Consider the following 20903-nt stretch of genomic DNA (forward strand, 5'->3'; position numbering starts at 1 on the left):
CCCGGTTGCCATTGGTCTAGTCCTAAGATCACCCGTTGCCCCTCTGGTGGGCACATGGGCACCTCGGGCACCATCGCCTGGCATGACCCCCACCCGCCGTACGTTCCTCCTGGCAGCGGCGCTCACGGCGAGCCCGGCGCTCATGCCCACCACGTCCGCCCACGCGGTCCCCGACGAAGACGAGTACGACACCCTCCGCCTCCGCTGGCTGGAGATCGCCCTCGGAGCCCGCTACGACCCGGCCGCCGAGCCGTACGCCTCCCGCCTCGCCGAGACCGGCGAACTGGCCCGCGGCTTCCGGCAGACCATGGCCCCGACCGCGACTTCCCTCTGGCCCGGTTACCCCTACGACCCGCCGACAGGCATCACCCAGAGCTACAGCCGGCTCTGGACGATGACGCAGGCGTACGTCCAGCAGGGCACCGGCTCCACCGGCGACGCGGGCCTGCGAGCGGACATCCTCCGCGGCCTCGACCACCTCTCCGCCACCGTCTACAACCCCTCCACCACCCGTTACGGCAACTGGTGGGAGTGGCAGATCGGCAGCCCACGCCTCCTCATGGACATCGTGGCCGCCCTCCACGGCGAGCTCACCGCCGCCCAGGTCGCCGCCGCCTGCGCGGCCGTCGACCACTTCGTCCCCGACTCGATGCTCCGCGACTACTCGGGCACCTCGACCGGCGCCAACCGCGTCGACCTGTGCCGCTCGGTCGCCCTGCGCGGCATCCTCGGCCGCGCCCCCGAGAAGATCGCGCTGGCCCGGGACGCGCTCTCGCCGGTCTTCCCGTACGTCACGAAGGGGGACGGGCTGTACGCCGACGGGTCGTTCGTCCAGCACACCTGGGTCGCCTACTCGGGAACGTACGGACAGGTCCTGCTCGACGGACTCGGCCGCCTCTTCGCGCTGCTGGCCGGTTCGACGTGGGAGGTGACCGACGCCGACCGGCAGATCATTCTCGACAGCGTGGAGGGTGCCTACGCGCCCCTGATCCACGACGGGCTGATGATGGACAGCGTCAACGGGCGTGCCATCAGCCGCGGTTACCTCAAGAGCGACGACCTCCACGTCATGCGCAGCGACCACTTCCACGGACAGGGGCTGATCGCCGCGATCGCGCTCCTCGCCCAGGGCGCGAGCGCGGCGGAGCGCGAGCGCTGGCACGCGAGCGTCAAGGGCTGGATCGAACGGGACACCGTCACACCGCTCCTGACGGCACCACAGTTCGGCGTCGGCGACCTGGCCCGGCTGCACGCGGTCGCCGGCTCGGCGGTCGAGGCCGCGCCCGAACCGGTCGGCCACCGCCTCTTCGCCGCCATGGACCGGGCCGTCCACCGCCGCCCCGGCTTCACCGCGAACATCGCCATGGCGAGCGACCGGATCGCGTACTACGAGTGCGGCAACGGCGAGAACCCGCGCGGCTGGCACACGGGCGCCGGAATGCTCTATTGGTGGGCCGACAGCCTCGGGGTCTCGTCCGACCAGTACACAGACTGGTACTGGCCCACCGTCGACTGGTACCGGCTGCCCGGCACGACCGTGTCCACCAAGCGGCTCGCGGACAAGGCCGGAGGGGAGTGGGGCGAGCCCAAGCCCGCCGTGCGCTGGGTCGGCGGCGCGACGGACGGGGAGTTCGCGGCCGTCGGTCAGCACCTCTTGGGCCTCGGGTCGACCCTGGAGGCCCGCAAGTCCTGGTTCTGCCTCGCGGACTCGATCGTCTGCCTGGGCGCGGGCATCACGGCCACCGACGGCGTTCCGGTCGAGACGGTCGTCGACAACCGCAACCTGGGGGAGGGCGGCACCCGGACCCTCGTACGGGGCCCCGGGTGGGCGCACCTCGAAGGCCACGGCGGCTGGGTGGTCCTGGACCGGTCAGCCCTGCGCACCCTCCGCGAGGACCGCACCGGCGCCTGGTCCGACATCAACACCACCAGCACCACCGAAGCCCGGACCCGCCGCTGGCAGACCCTCTGGCTCGACCACGGCACGGACCCGGTGGACGCCACGTACGCGTACGCCGTCCTGCCCGGAGCCTCGCGCCGCACGGTCGCCGCCCATGCGGCAGACCCCCGCCGGCTGTCGGTCCTCGCCAACGACTCCGGCCGCCAGGCCGTGTCCGTGCCCTCCCTGGGCCTGACCGCCGCCAACTTCTGGCGGGCGGGCCGGGCGGGCCCGCTCACCGCCTCGGCCCCCGCGAGCGTGCTCGTACGCCGCCGTGGCCGCACCGCTACCCTCTCCGTCAGCGAACCGCCGCGCACCGGAGAGGCCCTGGAGATCGTCTGGGACCGTCCCGTACGCCGGGTCGTGCGCGCCGATCCCGGTGTCGAGGTACTCGCCACCGGACGCCGTCTGAGGGTGCGTGTCACTCCGGGGATGGCATGCGCCACGCACGGATGTGAGGTGACTCTCAGCTGACGGCTTTGTGCGACCCCTACAAGCCACACGCCCCCTGAGCAGTCGGATCGCCTGCATGCGGTCGTGGTTCTGTTCAGGGGTACCAGTAAAACGGGCCGGAGACTGTACGGAGTCGACGGCCCGCTTTCCTTGGTGGGCTTCGTAAGGTCGCTACATGACCGTTTTGGACGAGACCGGATCCTCGGCAGGCGAACCCACCGACGCCCGCGGGCGCGTGGCCGAACTGCACGCGATCCGTGCGGAGGCTCTTCGCGGACCCAGTGACAAGGCGACCGCGGCGCAGCACGCCAAGGGCAAGCTGACATCCCGGGAGCGGATCGAGCTTCTGCTGGACGCCGGCTCGTTCAACGAGGTCGAGCAGCTGCGCCGGCACCGGGCGACCGGCTTCGGCCTGGAGGCCAAGAAGCCGTACACGGACGGTGTGATCACCGGCTGGGGCACGGTCGAGGGCCGCACGGTCTTCGTGTACGCGCACGACTTCCGGATCTTCGGCGGCGCGCTGGGCGAGGCCCACGCCACGAAGATCCACAAGATCATGGACATGGCCATCGCGGCCGGTGCCCCGCTGGTCTCGCTCAACGACGGTGCGGGCGCCCGGATCCAGGAGGGCGTCAGCGCGCTCGCCGGTTACGGCGGCATCTTCCAGCGCAACACCCGCGCCTCGGGCGTCATCCCGCAGATCTCCGTGATGCTCGGCCCGTGCGCGGGCGGCGCGGCCTACAGCCCCGCCCTGACGGACTTCGTGTTCATGGTCCGCGAGACCTCGCAGATGTTCATCACGGGCCCCGACGTCGTCAAGGCGGTCACCGGCGAGGAGATCACCCAGAACGGCCTGGGCGGCGCCGACGTGCACGCCGAGACCTCGGGCGTCGCGCACTTTGCGTACGACGACGAGGAGACCTGCATCCACGAGGTGCGCTACCTCCTGTCGATGCTCCCGCAGAACAACCGCGAGAACCCGCCCCACGCCGACTCCGAGGACCCCGCCGAGCGGCGCTCGGACGTGCTCCTCGACCTGGTCCCGGCGGACGGCAACCGTCCGTACGACATGACCAAGGTCATCGAGGAGCTCGTCGACGACGGCGACTACCTGGAGATCCACGAGCGCTGGGCCCGCAACATCATCTGCGCCCTCGCCCGGCTCGACGGCCAGGTGGTGGGCATCGTCGCCAACCAGCCGCAGAGCCTGGCCGGGGTGCTGGACATCGAGGCGTCGGAGAAAGCTGCGCGTTTCGTCCAGATGTGCGACGCTTTTAACATCCCGATCGTCACGCTGCTGGATGTACCCGGCTTCCTTCCGGGTGTCGATCAGGAGCACGGCGGCATCATCCGCCACGGCGCGAAGCTCCTCTACGCCTACTGCAACGCGACCGTGCCGCGGATCTCACTGATCCTCAGGAAGGCCTACGGCGGCGCGTACATCGTGATGGACAGCCAGTCCATCGGCGCCGACCTCACCTACGCGTGGCCCACCAACGAGATCGCCGTGATGGGCGCCGAGGGCGCCGCCAACGTCATCTTCCGCCGGCAGATCGCCGACGCCGAGGACCCCGAGGCGATGCGCGTGCGCATGGTCAAGGAGTACAAGGCCGAGCTGATGCACCCCTACTACGCGGCCGAACGCGGTCTGGTCGACGACGTCATCGACCCCGCCGAGACCCGCGAGGTACTCATCCGCTCCCTCGCGATGCTGCGTACGAAGCACGCCGATCTGCCCTCCCGCAAGCACGGAAACCCGCCGCAGTAGTAACTCGGCGGACCCACCGCGGCAACCCCGCGGACCCCTCTCTCACGGAGACTCACCCACATGGACATCCCTGATATTCGCGTCGAGAAGGGCCACGCCGAGCCCGAGGAAGTCGCCGCCATCACGGCCATCCTCCTGGCCCGCGCCGCCTCCGCCCCGGCCGCGGCCCCGACCCACCGAGGCCGCGCGAAGGCCGGCTGGCGCCGGCTGGAGCGAGAGCCGGGCTTCCGCGCCCCGCACAGCTGGCACTGAGCTTCCCGAAAGGGCCCCCTCCACACAGGAGGGGGCCCTTTCCCGTGTGCCCGGACCCTGTGGTTGCGCTCGCGCAGTTCCCCGCGCCCCTAAAGGACAAGGGGTGGACCGGTGCTTCTAAGGGGCGCGGGGAACTGCGCGAGCAACCACGGCGTGCCCGCACTCGAAGGCGAACGGGAACCTACCCAACACAAAGGGGACCCCTCCCAATAGGAAGGGGCCCCTTCGTACGGCTGAGCGCCGCAGGCCTACCGCAGGCGGGCCATCAAGGCATGCTCCACCAGCGTGATGAGCGCCGACTTGGCGTCCGCGCGGTGGCGGGCGTCCGTGGTGATGATCGGGGTGTCGGGCCCGATCTGGAGCGCCTCCCGGACCTCGTCCGGGTTGTACGGCTGGTTGCCGTCGAAGCCGTTCAGGGCGATCACGAACGGCAGCCCGCTGTTCTCGAAGTAGTCGACCGCGGGGAAGCAGTCGGCGAGACGGCGGGTGTCGACCAGGACGATCGCACCGATCGCGCCGCGTACCAGGTCGTCCCACATGAACCAGAAACGGTCCTGGCCGGGCGTACCGAACAGGTACAGGATCAGGTCCTGGTCCAGGGTGATACGGCCGAAGTCCATGGCCACCGTGGTGGTGGTCTTGTCTCCCGTGTGGGTGAGGTCGTCGATGCCCGCCGAAGCGGACGTCATCACGGCCTCGGTACGCAGCGGGTTGATCTCCGAGACGGCCCCGACGAACGTGGTCTTGCCCACGCCGAAGCCGCCCGCCACCACGATCTTCGCGGACGTGGTGGAGCGGGAAGGCCCTCCGCTAGAGCTTGCGAAGTCCACTGAGCACCCTTTCGAGCAAAGTCACGTCTGGCTGACCGCCGGCGTTCTCGTCGCCGCCGGGCTGATGGATGGCGACCAGGCCCGCCTCCGCCAAGTCGGCGACGAGGATCCTGGCCACGCCGAGAGGGATCGTCAGGAGGGCCGAGATTTCGGCCACCGACTTGATCTCCCGGCAGAGGTTGCAGATCCGCTGATGCTCGGGCAGCTGGCCCTGCATCTGGTGCGGCTGCGCGGTGGTGTGCACCAGTGCCTCGATGGCGAGCTGATACCGAGGCCTGGTGCGGCCGCCCGTCATGGCGTAGGGGCGGACCAGCGGGTTGCTGGCGCCCCCCGCGGGCGACGGTTCGGGGGAGCGCCGCTGTGGCTGCACGGGCTGGATGCGCGGCGCCGGCGGCTGGTCGTACGGGGAGGGCCCGGGACCCTGGGGTGCGTAGGGCTGCTGGCGCCGCGGAGACGGTGCGGAGGGGAAGTTGTACCGGTTCGGCGAGTCGTTGCCGCCCTGGCCCTGGCCAGGGCCATAGGACCAGTTGCCCGAAGACGAACCGCCTGGGGGTGTTGCCACTTTCTCCTCCTCCGACTGTGCCGGGCCCATCAATGTGGAGCCGCGTCCCGAAACCTTACGGCCACGGGACGCCAAAACGCATCGCTTGTCTGCTAGTTGAGAAGGCTCCCCTGGAGCTCCGCACGCAGATCAGGGGTCAGAACCGTACCGGCACGGTCCACCAGAAGGGCCATCTCGTACCCGACGAGACCGATGTCCGCTTCCGGATGTGCGAGTACTGCGAGCGACGATCCATCGGAAATGGACATGAGGAAGAGAAATCCCCGCTCCATCTCCACAACCGTCTGGTTCACGCTCCCGCCCTCGAAGATGCGGGACGCGCCCGCGGTCAGCGAGGTGAGACCCGACGCGACGGCCGCCAGCTGGTCGGCACGGTCACGCGGGAACCCGTCGGACATCGCCAGAAGGAGTCCGTCGGCGGAGACCACCACCGTGTGCGACACCCCGGGGGTGTTGTCCACGAAGTTGGTGATCAACCAGTTCAGGTTCTGTGCCGCCTGGCTCATCGGGCTCACACTAACGCTCCTGGTTGTAGGTGCTGTCAGGACCGAAGCCCTGGCCGTTCGTTTCGCTTCCTGCGTTACGCCCCCTCTGGACCCCACGGCGCAGGTTGCTCAGCCTGCCCCGTACGTCCTCGGGAGCGCGGGAGACCGAGGGGCCGCCCTGTGGGGTCGATTCCGCGGTGCCCTCGACCAGATTGGCCTTGGGTACCCGCCTCGGCAGGCCGGAGGAGGTGACCCCGCCCGCCTTGGGCTTCTTCAGCTGCTCGGCGCGCTGCCACATCTGGTCGTTGTTCGACCGCCAGTCGCCCTTGCCGGAGCCGTTGCCGCCGCTTGAGTTGCTGTCGTTGCCGCCGCCGAAGAGAGACGGCGATTCCTGGCCCGCGGACTGCTGGCCGCCCGCGGTCGCGGTGGATCCGCGACGGGGAAGCCCGGCGTCGGTGGATCCGCGGCGCGGAAGCCCGGCGTCGGTCAGCGCGTGGGCGGCGGGAGAGGCCGTTCCCGGACGCTCGAAGCCTACGCGGTCCTGCTCGGCCACGTCAGCGGCCTGCGCGGGTTCCGCTTCGGGAGCGTACTCGGAACGGTAGCCGTTCTGGTACGAGTCCTGCTGCGGCCAGTCGTCCTGGTAGGACTGCTCTTCGAAGGCCGAGAAGGTGTCCCGCGCGGGAGCGTGGGACGGCTGGGGCTCCTCCTGGACCGGCTCCGCATAGGCGGTTTCCGGGTACCCGCCGTTGGCCGGGAAGTACGTCTCGTCGTACGACGCCTGCTGCGGCTCCTCGTACGGCGTCTGCTGGTCGTACGCGGGCGCCTCGCTGTACGCGGTGGCTCCGTTGTCGTACGCCGCCGCGCCGTTGTCGAAGGCCTGCTGGCCGTTGTCGTAGCCCTGCTGCGGGTCGAACTCGCCGGTGAACGACGGGGATCCGCCCTCCAGCTCGCCGTGCGTCTGGGCCTCCAGGGCCGCCCGGCGCTCCTCACGCATCAGCGAACGGCCCACGGGGTCCAGCTCGCGTATGTCGTCCGGGACCTCGGCGTAGCGGCTGTCGTCGAAGCCCAGCTCCGCGGCCGTACGCATCGGCTGGCCGCCGCTCTGGAACTCCTCGCCGCCGAAGGGCTGCTGCTGCTCCGGGATGATCTGCGAGACGGTGAACTCGTCGCGCTGCGGTGCCTGCTCGCCGCCACCACCGTGCGTGATGATGTCGGGGAGCATGACGAGCGAGGTCGTACCGGCCTGCTCGCCCGAGGGACGCAGCTGGACGCGGATGCCGTGCCGGTCGGACAGCCGACCGACCACGAACAGGCCCATGCGCTGCGAGATCGCGGCGTCGACGGTCGGCGGGTTGGCCAGCTTGTGGTTGATGTCCGCGAAGTCCTCGGCGGTGAGGCCGATGCCCTTGTCGTGGATCTCGACCATGATGCGGCCGTCAGGAAGACGGGTCGCGGTGACGCGGACCTTGGTCTGCGGCGAGGAGAACGTGGTGGCGTTCTCCAGGAGCTCGGCGAGCAGGTGCACGAGGTCGGTGACCGCGCGGCCGTGGATCTCGGCCTCCGGTACGCCCGACAGCTCGATGCGCTCGTACTGCTCCACCTCGGAGGAGGCGGCGCGCAGCACGTCGACCAGCGGGACCGGCTGGTCCCAGCGGCGGCCCGGCTCCTCGCCGGCGAGGACCAGGAGGTTCTCGCCGTTGCGGCGCATACGGGTCGCGAGGTGGTCCAGGCGGAAGAGGTTCTCCAGCTGGTCCGGGTCGGCCTCGTTGTTCTCCAGCTCGGTGATCAGGGTCAGCTGGCCCTCGATCAGCGACTGGTTGCGGCGCGACAGGTTGGTGAAGATCGCGTTGATGTTTCCACGGAGCAGGGCCTGCTCGGCGGCCAGTCGTACGGCCTCGCGGTGGACCTGGTCGAAGGCGCGGGCGACTTCGCCGATCTCGTCCGTGGTGGTGATCGGGATGGGGGTGACCCGGGTGTCGACCCGGCCCGGGTCGGTGCGCGAGAGCTGGTCGACCAGCATCGGCAGGCGCTGCTCGGCGACACCGAAGGCCGCGTTGCGCAGCTGGCGCATCGAGCGGCTCATCTGGCGGGCCATGAGGCCGGCGATGATGAAGGCGGCGAGCAGGGCCACGATGACGATGGCGCCGTTGACGAAGGCGTCGCGCTGGGCGTCGGTGGCGATGTCACCCGCTTCGTCGACCGCCCGGTTGATGAGATCTTCCTCGACCTCGCCGTAGCCGTCGAACTTGAGGGTGGAGGCCGCCATCCAGGTCTCGGGCGTGATGCCCTGCTGAGCGAGGTCGGAGGGCGAGCTGCCGCTGCCGATGGCCTGGATCATGCCGGTCATGGAGGGCGGGGCCTTGTAGGTCCCGCCGGCCGCCTCGGTCTTGCTCTTCGCTTCGGCGGCCAGCTTCGCGCCCTGGGCGGTCTTCTCCGCCATCACCTGCTTGAGCCGCGCGGCGTCCGCCTCCGTGCCACCGGAGACGTACTCCTGGACGGCTATGTTCTCGAGGTACGCGTACGACGTGAACGCGGTGACCTGCTGCGTACGAATCTTCTCGTTCGAGCTGGGCTTCACCAGGAGGTGCATGCCGATCGAGCGCTGCAGAGACTCCGCGCCCTTGGCCAGCGTGACGGCGTACACGGTGCGGCCGTAGCTCGTGATGTTGCCGGTGCCGAGGCCCAGCTCGTTCGAGAACTCGGCCAGGAGGTGCTCGACGGTGACGTAGCCCTCTTCGGTCTTCGTCGGGTCCATCGCGGTGGTGTACGCGGCCTTGCGCAGCTGGCCCAGCGTGGGCTCGGCGTCCTCCACCAGCTTCAGTCGGCGCTCGAGGCCCTGACCGGCCGGCATCCCGACGACTTCCTCGTGGAACGCGTCGGCCTTCTGGTCCGTGAGAGCACGGGCCTGCTTGACCGTCGCGTTGTCGCGGTCGCCCTCCAGCAGCGGCTGGGCGGAGATGTCGCGCTCGTTGAGGAGCGCCTCGGCGTACTGCCCGGCCGCGTCGACGATCTTGGCGACCTTCTCCGCGTCCTGGGCCTCCTGCCAGGTGTCGATGGAGCTCTTCACCTGGAAGCCGCCCATGACGAGCCCGACGATCACGGGTATGAGGAGAATGGCGTTCAGCCTGGTGGGCACACGCCAGTTGCGCGGGGACAGACGGCCGCCGCTCTTCGCGGGTGGGGCCGCCGGCTCCGGGCCGGACACATGTGCGGGTGCCGCTCCGCGCGGCGGCGGGGTGAAGTTGCCCCGTGCCGACGGCTCGGGACCGTTCTTGCTACGCCTCACTCGACCAACAACCTCTCGGCGTGTGCACCTTCGTCGTGCCGCGTGTGTCTTCCGGCCCTTACTACTGGGCAGTTCTGGCATTCCAGCACGTCAGGGTGTGCTCGTCCAAACACTCGGAACCAAGGATTCCGAGTGATGTAAGCCCTAGATAAAACGGTCATAAAGAGCGAGCCCCGCCAAAAGGCGGGGCCTTTGTGAGCACAGCGGCATCAGACGACCGCGACGCGTGTCGGTACCACTCGATATCTCTGTCGAAACGTTATGAACACCAAGGCCGACCGTGTCAAACGACACAGCCGGCTCCAGTGCGTCTACGACAACTGCCGTACGGCGTTGCCAACTTGTGTGCCAGGTCCGCCAGGACATAGCCCGTTGCCCGATCCTTAGCGGAGACGAGCCATCAGGGCGTGCTCGACCAGGGTGATCAACGCGCTCTTGGCGTCCGCGCGGTGGCGGGCGTCCGTCGTGATGATCGGGGCGTCCGGGCCGATCTGCAGGGCCTCGCGGACCTCGTCGGGCGTGTACGGCTGGTGTCCGTCGAAGCCGTTCAGGGCTATGACGAACGGCAGGCCGCTGTTCTCGAAGTAGTCGACCGCGGGGAAGCAGTCGGCGAGACGACGGGTGTCCACGAGCACGACGGCGCCGATCGCGCCGCGTACCAGGTCGTCCCACATGAACCAGAAACGGTCCTGGCCGGGCGTACCGAACAGGTACAGGATCAGGTCCTGGTCCAGGGTGATACGGCCGAAGTCCATGGCGACGGTGGTCGTCGTCTTGTCCCCGGTGTGGGTGAGGTCGTCGATACCCGCCGAGGCGGACGTCATGACGGCCTCGGTGCGCAGCGGGTTGATCTCGGAGACGGCACCCACGAACGTGGTCTTGCCGACGCCGAAACCACCCGCCACCACGATCTTCGCGGAGGTGGTCGCCCGACCTCCGTCAGAGCTTGCGAAGTCCACTGAGCACCCTTTCGAGCAGTGTCACGTCCGGGGCGCCGCCATTGCTCTCGTCGCCACCCGGCTGGTGGATCGCGACGAGTCCGGCCTCCGCGAGGTCCGCGACGAGAATCCGTGCCACGCCCAGGGGCATGGACAGCAGGGCCGACACCTCGGCCACCGACTTCACCTCACGGCAGAGGTGGCAGATCCGCTGGTGCTCCGGGAGCAGCCCCATCAGCTGCGCCGGGTCGGCCGTGGTGCTGATCAGTGCCTCTATGGCGAGCTGGTAGCGCGGCCGGGTCCGGCCGCCGGTCATCGCGTACGGACGTACCAGCGGCTGGTCGCCCTCGTCCTCGTACGGCTGTGCGTACGGATCATGAGAGGCGGTGGGCGGGGTCATTGATCCTCCGGGCGGGACAGCAGGTCGGTCAGTCGTGCCGTCTGACGGGGCCGGTGGGGGGAGGGCGGCCGACGGATTGTGCGGACGTTCGGTGAAATTCGGACGTACGTAAGAACCTGACTAGTGGAGCAGGCTGCCCTGGAGCTCGGCCCGCAGATCCGGCGTGAGCACCGCACCCGCACGGTCGACGAGCAGAGCCATCTCGTATCCGACAAGGCCGATGTCGCAGTCCGGGTGGGAGAGGACCGCGAGGGACGATCCGTCCGAGACCGACATCAGGAAGAGGAAGCCGCGTTCCATCTCGACGACCGTCTGGGCGACGGTGCCACCCTCGAAGATCCGGGAGGCACCGGCTGTGAGTGAAGTGAGTCCGGAGGCGACGGCCGCGAGCTGGTCGGCGCGGTCGCGCGGAAAGCCCTCGGACATCGCCAGAAGGAGTCCGTCGGCGGAAACGACGACGGTGTGGGACACCCCGGGGGTGTTGTCAACGAAGTTGGTGATCAACCAGTTGAGGTTCTGTGCCGCCTGGCTCATCTGGCTCAACTAACGCTCCTGCTGGTGAGTGGGGCTGGGGAAGCTGCCGGTCTGGCCGGTACCGGCCTGCCGACCTTGCTGGATGCCCCTACGAAGATTGGTCAGCCGGCCGCGTACGTCATCGGGCGCACGCGAGACCTGCGGACCGGTTTGGTGCTGTTGCTGCTGAGCCGTCCCCGCGACGAGGTTCGCGCGGGGGACCCGGCGCGGCAGACCCGAGACGGTCACGCCACCCGCGGAGGGCTGGCGTACCCGCTCGGCCTGCCGGCCGAGTTCGTCATTGGGGGTGGTCCGCCACGAGGCGGACCCGGATGCGGCGGACCCGGAAGCTGCGGGCGCTGCGGGCGCCGGACGCTGAGGTGCCGCGGGAGCAGCCTGTACGGGCTGCTGCGGTGCCTGCTCGTCGTTGCCGGCCTGGGCCGCCTGGGCCTGGTTGAACCAGTTGGTCTCCAGGGTGTCGTACAGCGGCGTACGCCCGTCACCGGGACCCGTCGCCGGCGGCAGTGCCTCGGGCTCCTGGGGGAGCGCGGGACGCCGACGCGACTGCGGACGCTGGGGCCGGGAGCCGTTGGTGCCGTTCGCGCCATTGGCACCGGGACGCTCGAACTGCCCGGTACCGCCGCCCTGCCGCTCGCCGTGGTTCGGCGCCGGGAACTGACCGGTGTGGTTCTGAACGTCCTGCCCGGGCGCCGCGTACTGACCGGTGGAACCACCGTCGTAGCCGGGCATCGAGAACTGGCCGGTGGAGGCGGGGTCCTGGCGGTTGTACTGGCCGCCTGTGGAGCCGTTCTGGCCCGCGCCGGAAGGATTCGGCGTACCGAAGACGTCCGGGCGGACGAACTGCCCGCTGTTCTGCTGCGTACCCGCGCCGGAACGCGGGGCGTCGTAGTCCGGCTGCGGGTACTCGCCCGTGGAACCGGCACCCTGACGGTCGTCGATCCGCGGGAACTCCGACGTGGACGCCGGGCCCTGACGGTCGTTGATCCGCGGCATCTGCGAGGTGGCGTCCGGCTCCTCGTGGCCGCGCGGGGCGTCCATCGAGGAACGCGGCACCGGCGGCTGCGCGTTGTCGTCGCTCCAGCTGGGCACCCGCGGCTGCGGGTTGCCGCCGGGCAGCTCGGCGCGCGGGCCACCGCGCGGCGGCAGCTGCGGCTGCTGAGGCGGCCGACGGCCCTGGTCGCCACCGGTCGGACGCTGCTGGGGCTGCGGGGGCACGGGGCCGCGGTTGTTGCCGCCCATCGTGTCCTGGCGACCACCGCCGAACGCGTCCTGCCGACCGCCACCGAAGGCGTCCTGCCGGCCGGAGTCGTTGTTGCCGAAGTCGTTGAAGGCCTGCGGGGCACCGGCACCGGCCGGGGCCGGCCTGCCCTGCGGGGGCTGCTGGGGACCACGTGATCCGCCCGGTCCGCCCGGGCGACCGCCCGCGTCAGGCCTGGGCAGCGCGGCACGCGCTCCGGTACCGGCACCGACCTGGCCGCGCTGCGGAGGGGCGTTGAGCCGTCCGCCGTTGCCGCCGTTGCCGCCGCTGGGAGCACCCGCGCCGAGGGCGGGACCGCCTCCGGCGCCGCCCCGACGGGCCGCCGCGACACCGGCCGCGGCCTGCGCTGCTGCGGGGCCGCCGCCGTTGGGCATGCCCTGGCCCTGCTTGTTGCCCGGAACCTTCTTGCCGCCCTGGGCGACATCGACGGGCAGCATGACCAGCGCGGTCGTACCACCGGAGTCGGACGGACGCAGCTGGATGCGGATGCCGTGGCGCTGGGACAGCCGGCCGACCACGAACAGACCCATGCGGCGGGAGACCGAGACGTCCACGGTGGGCGGCGAGGCGAGCCGCTCGTTGATCGCCGCGAGGTCCTCGGGCGAGAGGCCGATACCGGTGTCGTGGATCTCGATCAGTACGCGGCCGTCGGGCAGCGCGTGACCGGTGACCTTGACCTTGGTCTGCGGGGAGGAGAACGACGTGGCGTTCTCCAGCAGCTCGGCGAGCAGGTGCACGAGGTCGTTGACCACGCGGCCGGCGACCTCGGTGGTGGGCACGGCCGACAGCTCGATGCGCTCGTACTGCTCCACCTCGGAGGCGGCGGCACGGAGCACGTCGACCAGCGGGACCGGACGGGTCCAGCGGCGGCCGGGCTCTTCACCGGCGAGGACCAGGAGGTTCTCACCGTTACGGCGCATGCGGGTCGCGAGGTGGTCGAGCTTGAACAGCGAGGACAGCTGGTCCGGGTCGGCCTCGCGGGACTCCAGTTCGGAGATGAGCGACAGCTGACGCTGGATGAGGCCCTGGGAGCGGCGCGAGAGGTTGGTGAACATCGCGTTGACGTTGCCTCGCAGGAGGGCCTGCTCGGCGGCGAGTCGTACGGCCTCGCGGTGCACGTCGTCGAAGGCCGCGGCCACCTGGCCGATCTCGTCCTTGGAGTGCACACCGACCGACTCGACGGACGTGTCGACGTCCTGCGGGTCGGACTCGGAGAGCTGCTTGACGAGCTCGGGCAGCCGCTCCTGGGCGACCTTCGTCGCGGTGTCCTGGAGGCGGCGCAGCGAGCGGATCATGGAGCGGGCCACCACGAAGGCACCGACCAGCGAGACACCGAGCACCAGCAGGATCAGCGCACCGGAGATGATCGCTTCCTGCTCGGCCTCGTTGCGCAGCTCGCGGGCCTTCTGCTCCATCTCGTTGAGCAGCGTGAGCTCGATGTTCGACATCTGCTGGTACCTGGCGGAGTCGGCGTCCACCCAGTCCAGGTACGAGCGCTTGTCGCGCAGCTGGAGACCGTTCTCCCGCTTGAGCACGCGCTCCGCGTAGCTGTCGGCTTCCTTGATGGTCGGGCTCGGCTCGTCGAGTGGCTTGGTGAGCTTGGCGGCGTTGCCCTCGTAGATGCTGGCGAAGCTGGTGAGTTCGGCCTTCTGGTTCTCGAAGGCCGAGAGGCCGTACTGCCGGTCGTTCTCGGAGAGGTCGCCGTACGTCGCGTCGGTGGCCGGCAGGGCCGCGGCGATGACCGCGCGCTGGATGGACGCGTACTCCTTGGCGGTGGAGAAGGCCGCCAGGGCACGCGTGCGCTGGATCATCTCCGGGTTGCTGGTCGCCTGGGCCATGTCCTGGGACAGGCCGAGCAGCTGCTCGATCAGCCGGTGGTACGCCTCGACCGACTGGGAGGAGTTCTTCTCGTCCTGGAAGGCGTTGTTGCGGATGCCGCTCAGGGTGTTCAGCTGGGTGGCGATGGCCACCACGTTGTCCCGGACGCCGTCGAGGTTCTCGCCGTTGCCCGCGTCGTCGAGCTCGTGGGTGCCGTCCATGAAGGCGGCGCGCGCACGGTCCGTCTTGTCGCGGACGCCCTTGACGGTGAAGTCGGACGCCTTGGTGCCGTTGGCGAGCGGACCGGCCGACTTGTCGCGCTCCTCCTGGAGCGCGACGGCGAGCTGGGTCGCCTGCTTCGTCATGTCGGTCAGCAGCTTCATGTTCTCGAGCTGCTGGATCTCGTCCATCGTGTCGCTGATGCGCAGGGCGCCCAGCGAGGTGGCGGCGACCACGGGCAGCGCGAGCAGCGACACCAGGCGCGTGGAGATGCGCCAGTTGCGCAGAGCTATTCGCGAGCCGGGGCCACTGGGGCTGCTCGCCTTGGGCGGCGCGGTCGGCGGTGCGCCGGGGCCACCGGTCACCGCGGTCGGACCGCCCTTGCCCTGGGGGCCCTTGGGCGCACCTGGGCGCGAGGAGCGGTCACCCCCGTCGCCGGCCCCTGCCGGTCCTTGGTTCTGGGCGTGCTGGGGCGAGGAACCGGTGCCGGTCCCGCCGTGCGGCTCCGGCTCCGCCGAAGCGCTGCCATCCCTCTTGAAACGTCCCTGCACTAGCGTCGCAACCTCTGGACCAGGCGCCTCTCCGCGTGAACGGCGAGACGGTGTCGGCGTCTACGGGGGCGCCCTGAACGCGCCCCCATGTGTGGTCGTGAGTGACCGGCGCAGGCCCCCCTTCCCGCCGCCACTCGGCGCTGCGTTCGCGCCCCTTGCGCGCCGGTTCGATCCCGCGGCGGTTCCGTGGAATTCCAGCACAGTGCCGGATCTCCAACAAGGCCCATGGGTCATGCTGTGACCATCGTGACACCTAGTGAAGGCGGTGTTACGGCATGTGGAAAGCGATTCCGTTTATATCGGACACAGGTGCACGAGTCATTCGCCTGTAAGCGGTGCCCCAGTCGCCATGATCGGGAGTGGAATGGGGGCTTCGGTAGGGCAATGTCCGTTTCGGTGGCGGAAGTTGAGGGTCCGTATTGACCGGATTGCCTACCTGTGAGTGAGGAAACTCACACGACGATCACGCCGTCTTCACGCGTTCCACAGGGAGGCGCATGTTTAGCCTGACGCTTTACAGGGATGGCAAATCCGACAACCAGCGCCCGAGCGGCGGTTATTGAAGCCGCCCGGCGCCCGTACCGACAGGGTCCGAAACCGCAGATGAAGACGACGATGATGTTCCTCAACATAGCGAACCCGCGACGCACGACACTGGCGCACCTCGAGGACGCCGAAGAGCTGCGTACGCCGGAGCAGCAGGAGCACTCCGTCGAGCTCCCCGCACAGACCGCCAACCCCCGCCGCACGATCCTGATGGACGTCCCGGTAGCGGCCATGGCGGCGGAGTAGCCCTTCCGCACCCCGCCCCCAGCAGTTCCGCGAGGTCGCGCCCCTCTCCCGCGTTAGCCTGGAGCCTCAGACTCCAGCCAGCTCAGTGAGGGGCGCAGGCATCTCGTGCGCATCGCCAGGTTCTCCATCGACGGCAACGTCGCGTTCGGCGCGGTCGAGGGCGAGAGCCCTCCTGGGTCGACCGACGGGCTCGTGCTCGACATCATCAAGGGCCATCCGTTCACGGACTTCGAGCTCTCCGGCACGAAGGTCCCGCTGAACAAGGTCCGGCTCCTGCCGCCCATGCTCCCCAACAAGGTCGTGGCCTTCGGCCGCAACTACGCGGAGCACGCCAGGGAAATGGGCAACGAGGTGCCGGACGCCCCGTTCGCCTTCTTCAAGCCCTCCACCTCGGTGATCGGCCCCGGCGACGAGATCGCGTACCCCTCCTTCTCGAACGAGGTGCACCACGAGGCCGAGCTGGCCGTGGTCATCGGCCGGATGTGCCGGGAGGTCCCGCGCGAGCGCGTCAAGGACGTCATCCTCGGCTACACCTGCGCCAACGACGTCACCGCACGCGACGTCCAGAAGCGCGAGAAGCAGTGGGCCAGGGCCAAGGGCTTCGACTCCTCCTGCCCGCTCGGCCCCTGGGTGGAGACGGACCTCGACCCGTCCGACCTGACCATCATGTGCACGGTCAACGGCCAGCAGCGCCAGCTGGGCCGCACCAGCGAGATGATCCACTCGGTCGAGGACCTGATCGTCAACATCACCGAGGCCATGACGCTGCTCCCCGGCGACGTGATCCTCACGGGCACCCCCGCGGGGGTCGGCCCCCTCACCGTCGGCGACGAGGTCGCCGTCACCATCGAAGGCATCGGCACTCTCACCAACAAGGTGATCAAGCGTGGCTAACGCGAACTCCCCCAAGATCTCGACTTCGCTCGGACAGGGGGTGCCCCCACGCGTACGTTTCTGTCCCTCCCCGACCGGCAACCCCCACGTGGGCCTGGTCCGCACCGCCCTGTTCAACTGGGCGTTCGCCCGGCACAACGAGGGCACCCTGGTCTTCCGCATCGAGGACACCGACGCGGCCCGCGACTCCGAGGAGTCGTACGGCCAGCTGCTCGACTCGATGCGCTGGCTGGGCTTCGACTGGGACGAGGGCCCCGAGGTCGGCGGCCCGCACGAGCCGTACCGCCAGTCGCAGCGGATGGACATCTACCGCGATGTGGCCGCCAAGCTCCTGGAAGCGGGCCGCGCCTACCACTGCTACTGCTCCACGGAGGAGCTGGACGCCCGCCGCGAGGCCGCCCGCGCCGCCGGCAAGCCGTCCGGTTACGACGGCCACTGCCGCGAGCTGACCGCCGAGCAGAAGGCCGCGTACGAGGCCGAGGGCCGCACCCCCATCGTCCGCTTCCGCATGCCCGACGAGACGATCACCTTCACGGACCTGGTCCGCGGCGAGATCACGTACCTCCCGGAGAACGTGCCGGACTACGGGATCGTACGAGCCAACGGAGCCCCGCTCTACACGCTCGTGAACCCCGTCGACGACGCCCTGATGGAGATCACCCACGTCCTGCGCGGCGAGGACCTGCTCTCCTCCACCCCGCGCCAGGTCGCCCTCTACAAGGCGCTCACCGAGCTGGGCATCGCGAAGCAGATCCCCGCCTTCGGGCACCTGCCGTACGTGATGGGCGAGGGCAACAAGAAGCTCTCCAAGCGTGACCCGCAGGCGTCGCTGAACCTCTACCGGGAGCGCGGCTTCCTCCCCGAGGGCCTGCTCAACTACCTCTCCCTGCTCGGCTGGTCGCTCTCCGCCGACCAGGACATCTTCACGATGGACGAGATGGTCGCGGCCTTCGACGTGACGGACGTGAACCCGAACCCGGCCCGCTTCGACCTCAAGAAGGCCGAGGCGATCAACGGCGACCACATCCGCCTGCTGGATGTGAAGGACTTCGCCGAGCGCTGCGCCCCCTGGCTGAAGGCCCCCTTCGCGCCCTGGGCGCCGGAGGACTTCGACCAGTCCGCGTGGGACGCGATCGCCCCGCACGCCCAGACCCGCCTCAAGGTCCTCTCCGAGATCACGGACAACGTCGACTTCCTGTTCCTGCCGGAGCCGGCCTTCGACGAGGCGTCCTGGACGAAGGCCATGAAGGAGGGCAGCGACGCGCTGCTCCGTACGGCCCGCGAGAAGCTGGACGCCGCCGACTGGTCCTCGCCCGAGTCCCTCAAGGAGGCCGTCCTGGCCGCCGGCGAGGCCCACGGCCTCAAGCTCGGCAAGGCCCAGGCCCCGGTCCGCGTCGCCGTCACCGGCCGCACGATCGGCCTGCCGCTCTTCGAGTCCCTGGAGATCCTGGGCAAGGAGAAGACGCTGGCCCGCGTCGACGCGGCGCTGGCGAAGCTGACCGCCTAGGCGTTACGAGCGAGAGGGGCGGTGTCCGGTTCGGGCGCCGCCCCTCTCGCGTACACGGAGCCGACACCCGGAGTTCACTCCTCCGGCCAACTCCCGCTCTCCCGGCGGACATTGGATGTTTCGGGCGCACATGATGCGCGCGTTCACCATGTTTCAGGGGAGGGGAACGTGACCCGTTCACGAAGACTTGTGGGATTCGCTCTTGGCGGGGCGATGGCGTTGTCGGGGGCCGTACTGACCGTGCCGGCCGAGGCCGCGCCGAACGCCGACACCCCGGTCGCCACCACGCAGTTGAACAACATCAACCCGGTCCCCGTCCGATACGGCTGGGTGGGGGCCTCCGGATTCCAGTACGCGCTGGGCAACGCGGGCAACTTCCAGTGGGCCGAGTACCCCGGTGTCACGCCGCCGGCGCATGCGGGCCCCGAAGATCTGGCCACCGGCACCGACGTCCAGATCACCGGGACGTCGGGCGTCGTCATCACCCAGAAGCACCGCTCCACCGGCACGACCGCCACCGTCACGATCCCGACCGGCCAGACCTACCGGGCGGCGTCCGGCTGGAGCGTGCTCACCCAGGACGCCGACGGCGCCCTGCACGTGCTGCGATCCGCCGCCGACGGCACGACCACCGACCTCCCGGTCACCGGCCTGCCGTCCGGAGCCCAGACCACCGGCACCTACGCGACCGGCGGCTCGGTCCGCCGCCTCGCCGTCACCTACACCCTGGACGGCACCTCCTCGCTGGGCCTCGTCGACCTCGCGGACGGCACCTTCCGTACGTACGTCGGAGGCGTCGGCACCGAACCGTCGATCACCTTCAACGACAGCTGGCTCGTGGTGAACCGCAAGGCGATCCGGGTGGACTCGGAGCCCGGCACCGCACCCGCCGCGGTGAGCTTCCCTGCCAAGCCCCTCGCGGTCGTCGGCGACCAACTCCTCAGCGGCGACCCGGACTTCGTCTCCTCGCCCGACGACGAGGCGCTCACCGCCACTTCGCTCGCCACCGGCGCCAGGCGCGCGGTCCTCGCCGACGCCGACGGCGCCTTCCGTGCCACCCCGGACGGCGGCCTGCTCGCCACGGCTGGCGCCACGGCCGACGACTTCCACGTGTACCGCGTCCTGCCCGCCGTGGGCGGGGACGTTTCGGCCCGGCCCGTATTCACGGTGCCGCCGGTCCGGGCCAAGGTCGACGGCCTGATGGTCGCGGGCGGCGAACTCCTGATGTTCGGCAACGCCACTCCCACCCCCGGCTGGGACGCCGCGTACGCCGTACCGCTGGACCCCACGGGCAAGCCCACCGGCATCCAGGCCCGCCGCAGCCCGTTCATCGGCTCCTCGCCGTGCCTCGGCGGAGACGCCGCCTGTCCCCAGCTGGAAGCTCTCGGCGACGGCCGCTTCGCCTACCTCTACACCGGCACGGACGGCAAGGAGTCCGTGCACGTCGCCGGGCTCGGCACCGACACCTACAGCACCGAACCCACCGGCTCCTCCGGTGGCCGCATAGGCACCGGCACCGGCCGCTACGTCCTCTACAACGGCGGAACCCCCGCCACCCAGAAGATCGCCGACTTCCCCCGCGGAGCCGACGGGGAGACCACGCTCGACCGCACCCGCAGCGCCGCCGCGATCTGGGGCCAGCGCCTGTGGACCCCCGGCACCACCCAGGGTGGCGTCGTCGCGTACGACCTCAAGGCCAAGCGGAACGTCGCCACCGTGAACACCGGCGCCCCCTGCACCCCCAGCGAGATCCAGGCCGTCAACACCTGGCTCTACTGGAGCTGCGGCAGTGCCGGACCCGCCGGCGTCCACGACCGGGCCACGGGCCGGAACATCACGGTCCCGGCCGGCCCGTCCCGGCTCGCCGACGGCTACCTCGTCCGGGAGAACCGCACCACCCACGAGCTGCTGCTCACGGACTTCCACACCGGTACGGCGACCACCCGGACCGCGGCCGTGCTGCCGACGGCGGACCAGAACACCGGCGGCAACACCGGGCGCTGGGCCGTCGACCGCTTCGGCGGCAACATCGCGTACCTCACCGCCCAGGGCCAGGTGGCGATCGTCACCGCGGGCGTCCCCACCTCGCCGCTCGCGCAGATGGAGGCCCAGACCGACGCCGCCGCGGGCCCCACCACCCAGGACCCCTGGCAGCCCGTCTGGCAGTTGAGCAAGCCCTCGACGTGGACCCTGACCCTGACCGACGCGAGCGGCAACGTCGTGCGCGACCTCACCGGCGACTCCAGGGCCGCCGCCGTCCGCGCCTCCTGGGACGGCCGCCGGGGCGACGGCAACCGGGTCGCGGGAACGTACACCTGGCGCCTGACCGCCAAGTCCCGCGACGGCCAGGGCCCCGACCTGGTCACGACTGGCACGACAACCGTCAGCTGAGCAACGCGCCCTACGACTCGGACCCG

The 20903-nt window shown here is 70.0% G+C and carries 15 protein-coding genes; 7 read left to right on the forward strand and 8 right to left on the reverse strand.

Annotation, left to right across the window (positions count from 1 at the left end; genetic code table 11):
* Positions 1-82 precede the first annotated feature (82 nt).
* From AOK17_RS20650 to AOK17_RS20660, 3 genes are all read left to right on the forward strand, one after another.
* Positions 83-2413 carry a polysaccharide lyase 8 family protein gene (locus AOK17_RS20650; RefSeq protein WP_055613998.1) on the forward strand — a complete coding sequence of 777 codons (2331 nt, stop codon included), beginning with the start codon at positions 83-85 and terminating at the stop codon, positions 2411-2413.
* 154 nt (positions 2414-2567) lie between these two features.
* A complete protein-coding gene (locus AOK17_RS20655) occupies positions 2568-4160 on the forward strand; it encodes an acyl-CoA carboxylase subunit beta (protein ID WP_055613999.1) in 1593 nt (530 codons plus the stop codon).
* Positions 4161-4220: 60 nt separating this feature from the next.
* Positions 4221-4412 (forward strand): acyl-CoA carboxylase subunit epsilon, encoded by a 192-nt coding sequence (locus AOK17_RS20660; protein ID WP_055614000.1) that lies wholly within the window; start codon positions 4221-4223, stop codon positions 4410-4412.
* 248 nt (positions 4413-4660) lie between these two features.
* Here AOK17_RS20660 and AOK17_RS20665 read toward each other — a convergent pair whose 3' ends face one another.
* The 8 genes from AOK17_RS20665 to AOK17_RS20700 form a co-directional block, all read right to left on the reverse strand.
* On the reverse strand, positions 4661-5242 hold the full coding sequence (locus tag AOK17_RS20665; protein ID WP_026248371.1) for a GTP-binding protein: 582 nt from the start codon (positions 5240-5242) through the stop codon (positions 4661-4663).
* Positions 5223-5804, reverse strand: a complete 582-nt coding sequence (locus AOK17_RS20670) for a DUF742 domain-containing protein (RefSeq protein ID WP_055614001.1) — start codon at positions 5802-5804, stop codon at positions 5223-5225. Before AOK17_RS20670 ends, AOK17_RS20665 begins: the two co-directional genes overlap by 20 nt.
* Before the next feature lie 92 nt (positions 5805-5896).
* Positions 5897-6310 (reverse strand): roadblock/LC7 domain-containing protein, encoded by a 414-nt coding sequence (locus AOK17_RS20675; protein ID WP_055614026.1) that lies wholly within the window; start codon positions 6308-6310, stop codon positions 5897-5899.
* Positions 6311-6320: 10 nt separating this feature from the next.
* On the reverse strand, positions 6321-9575 hold the full coding sequence (locus AOK17_RS20680) for a sensor histidine kinase (protein ID WP_206190793.1): 3255 nt from the start codon (positions 9573-9575) through the stop codon (positions 6321-6323).
* Between the two features lie 383 nt (positions 9576-9958).
* Positions 9959-10534, reverse strand: a complete 576-nt coding sequence (locus AOK17_RS20685; RefSeq protein WP_055614002.1) for a GTP-binding protein — start codon at positions 10532-10534, stop codon at positions 9959-9961.
* Positions 10515-10913: a DUF742 domain-containing protein gene (locus AOK17_RS20690; RefSeq protein WP_055614003.1), complete on the reverse strand. Its 399-nt coding sequence runs from the start codon at positions 10911-10913 to the stop codon at positions 10515-10517. Before AOK17_RS20690 ends, AOK17_RS20685 begins: the two co-directional genes overlap by 20 nt.
* Positions 10914-11033: 120 nt before the next feature.
* Positions 11034-11447 carry a roadblock/LC7 domain-containing protein gene (locus AOK17_RS20695; RefSeq protein ID WP_044471908.1) on the reverse strand — a complete coding sequence of 138 codons (414 nt, stop codon included), beginning with the start codon at positions 11445-11447 and terminating at the stop codon, positions 11034-11036.
* A gap of 9 nt (positions 11448-11456) precedes the next feature.
* Entirely contained in the window at positions 11457-15293 is a 3837-nt protein-coding gene (locus AOK17_RS20700; RefSeq protein ID WP_055614004.1) for a sensor histidine kinase, read from the reverse strand.
* A gap of 603 nt (positions 15294-15896) precedes the next feature.
* Here AOK17_RS20700 and AOK17_RS20705 point away from each other — a divergent pair.
* The 4 genes from AOK17_RS20705 to AOK17_RS20720 all read left to right on the forward strand — a co-directional run bounded on the left by AOK17_RS20705 (position 15897) and on the right by AOK17_RS20720 (position 20877).
* The gene (locus tag AOK17_RS20705; RefSeq protein WP_055614005.1) at positions 15897-16085 is read left to right on the forward strand and encodes a hypothetical protein; all 189 of its coding nucleotides are present in this window, start codon (positions 15897-15899) and stop codon (positions 16083-16085) included.
* A gap of 105 nt (positions 16086-16190) precedes the next feature.
* On the forward strand, positions 16191-16979 hold the full coding sequence (locus tag AOK17_RS20710; RefSeq protein WP_055614006.1) for a fumarylacetoacetate hydrolase family protein: 789 nt from the start codon (positions 16191-16193) through the stop codon (positions 16977-16979).
* Positions 16972-18486: a glutamate--tRNA ligase gene (gene gltX / locus AOK17_RS20715; protein WP_206190794.1), complete on the forward strand. Its 1515-nt coding sequence runs from the start codon at positions 16972-16974 to the stop codon at positions 18484-18486. Before AOK17_RS20710 ends, gltX begins: the two co-directional genes overlap by 8 nt.
* 168 nt (positions 18487-18654) lie before the next feature.
* Complete coding sequence (locus tag AOK17_RS20720; RefSeq protein WP_157881364.1) at positions 18655-20877, forward strand: FlgD immunoglobulin-like domain containing protein; 2223 nt, start codon at positions 18655-18657, stop codon at positions 20875-20877.
* The last annotated feature ends 26 nt before the right edge of the window (positions 20878-20903 follow it).

It is taken from the genome of Streptomyces phaeochromogenes (assembly GCF_001418655.1).
Lineage (GTDB): Bacteria > Actinomycetota > Actinomycetes > Streptomycetales > Streptomycetaceae > Streptomyces > Streptomyces phaeochromogenes.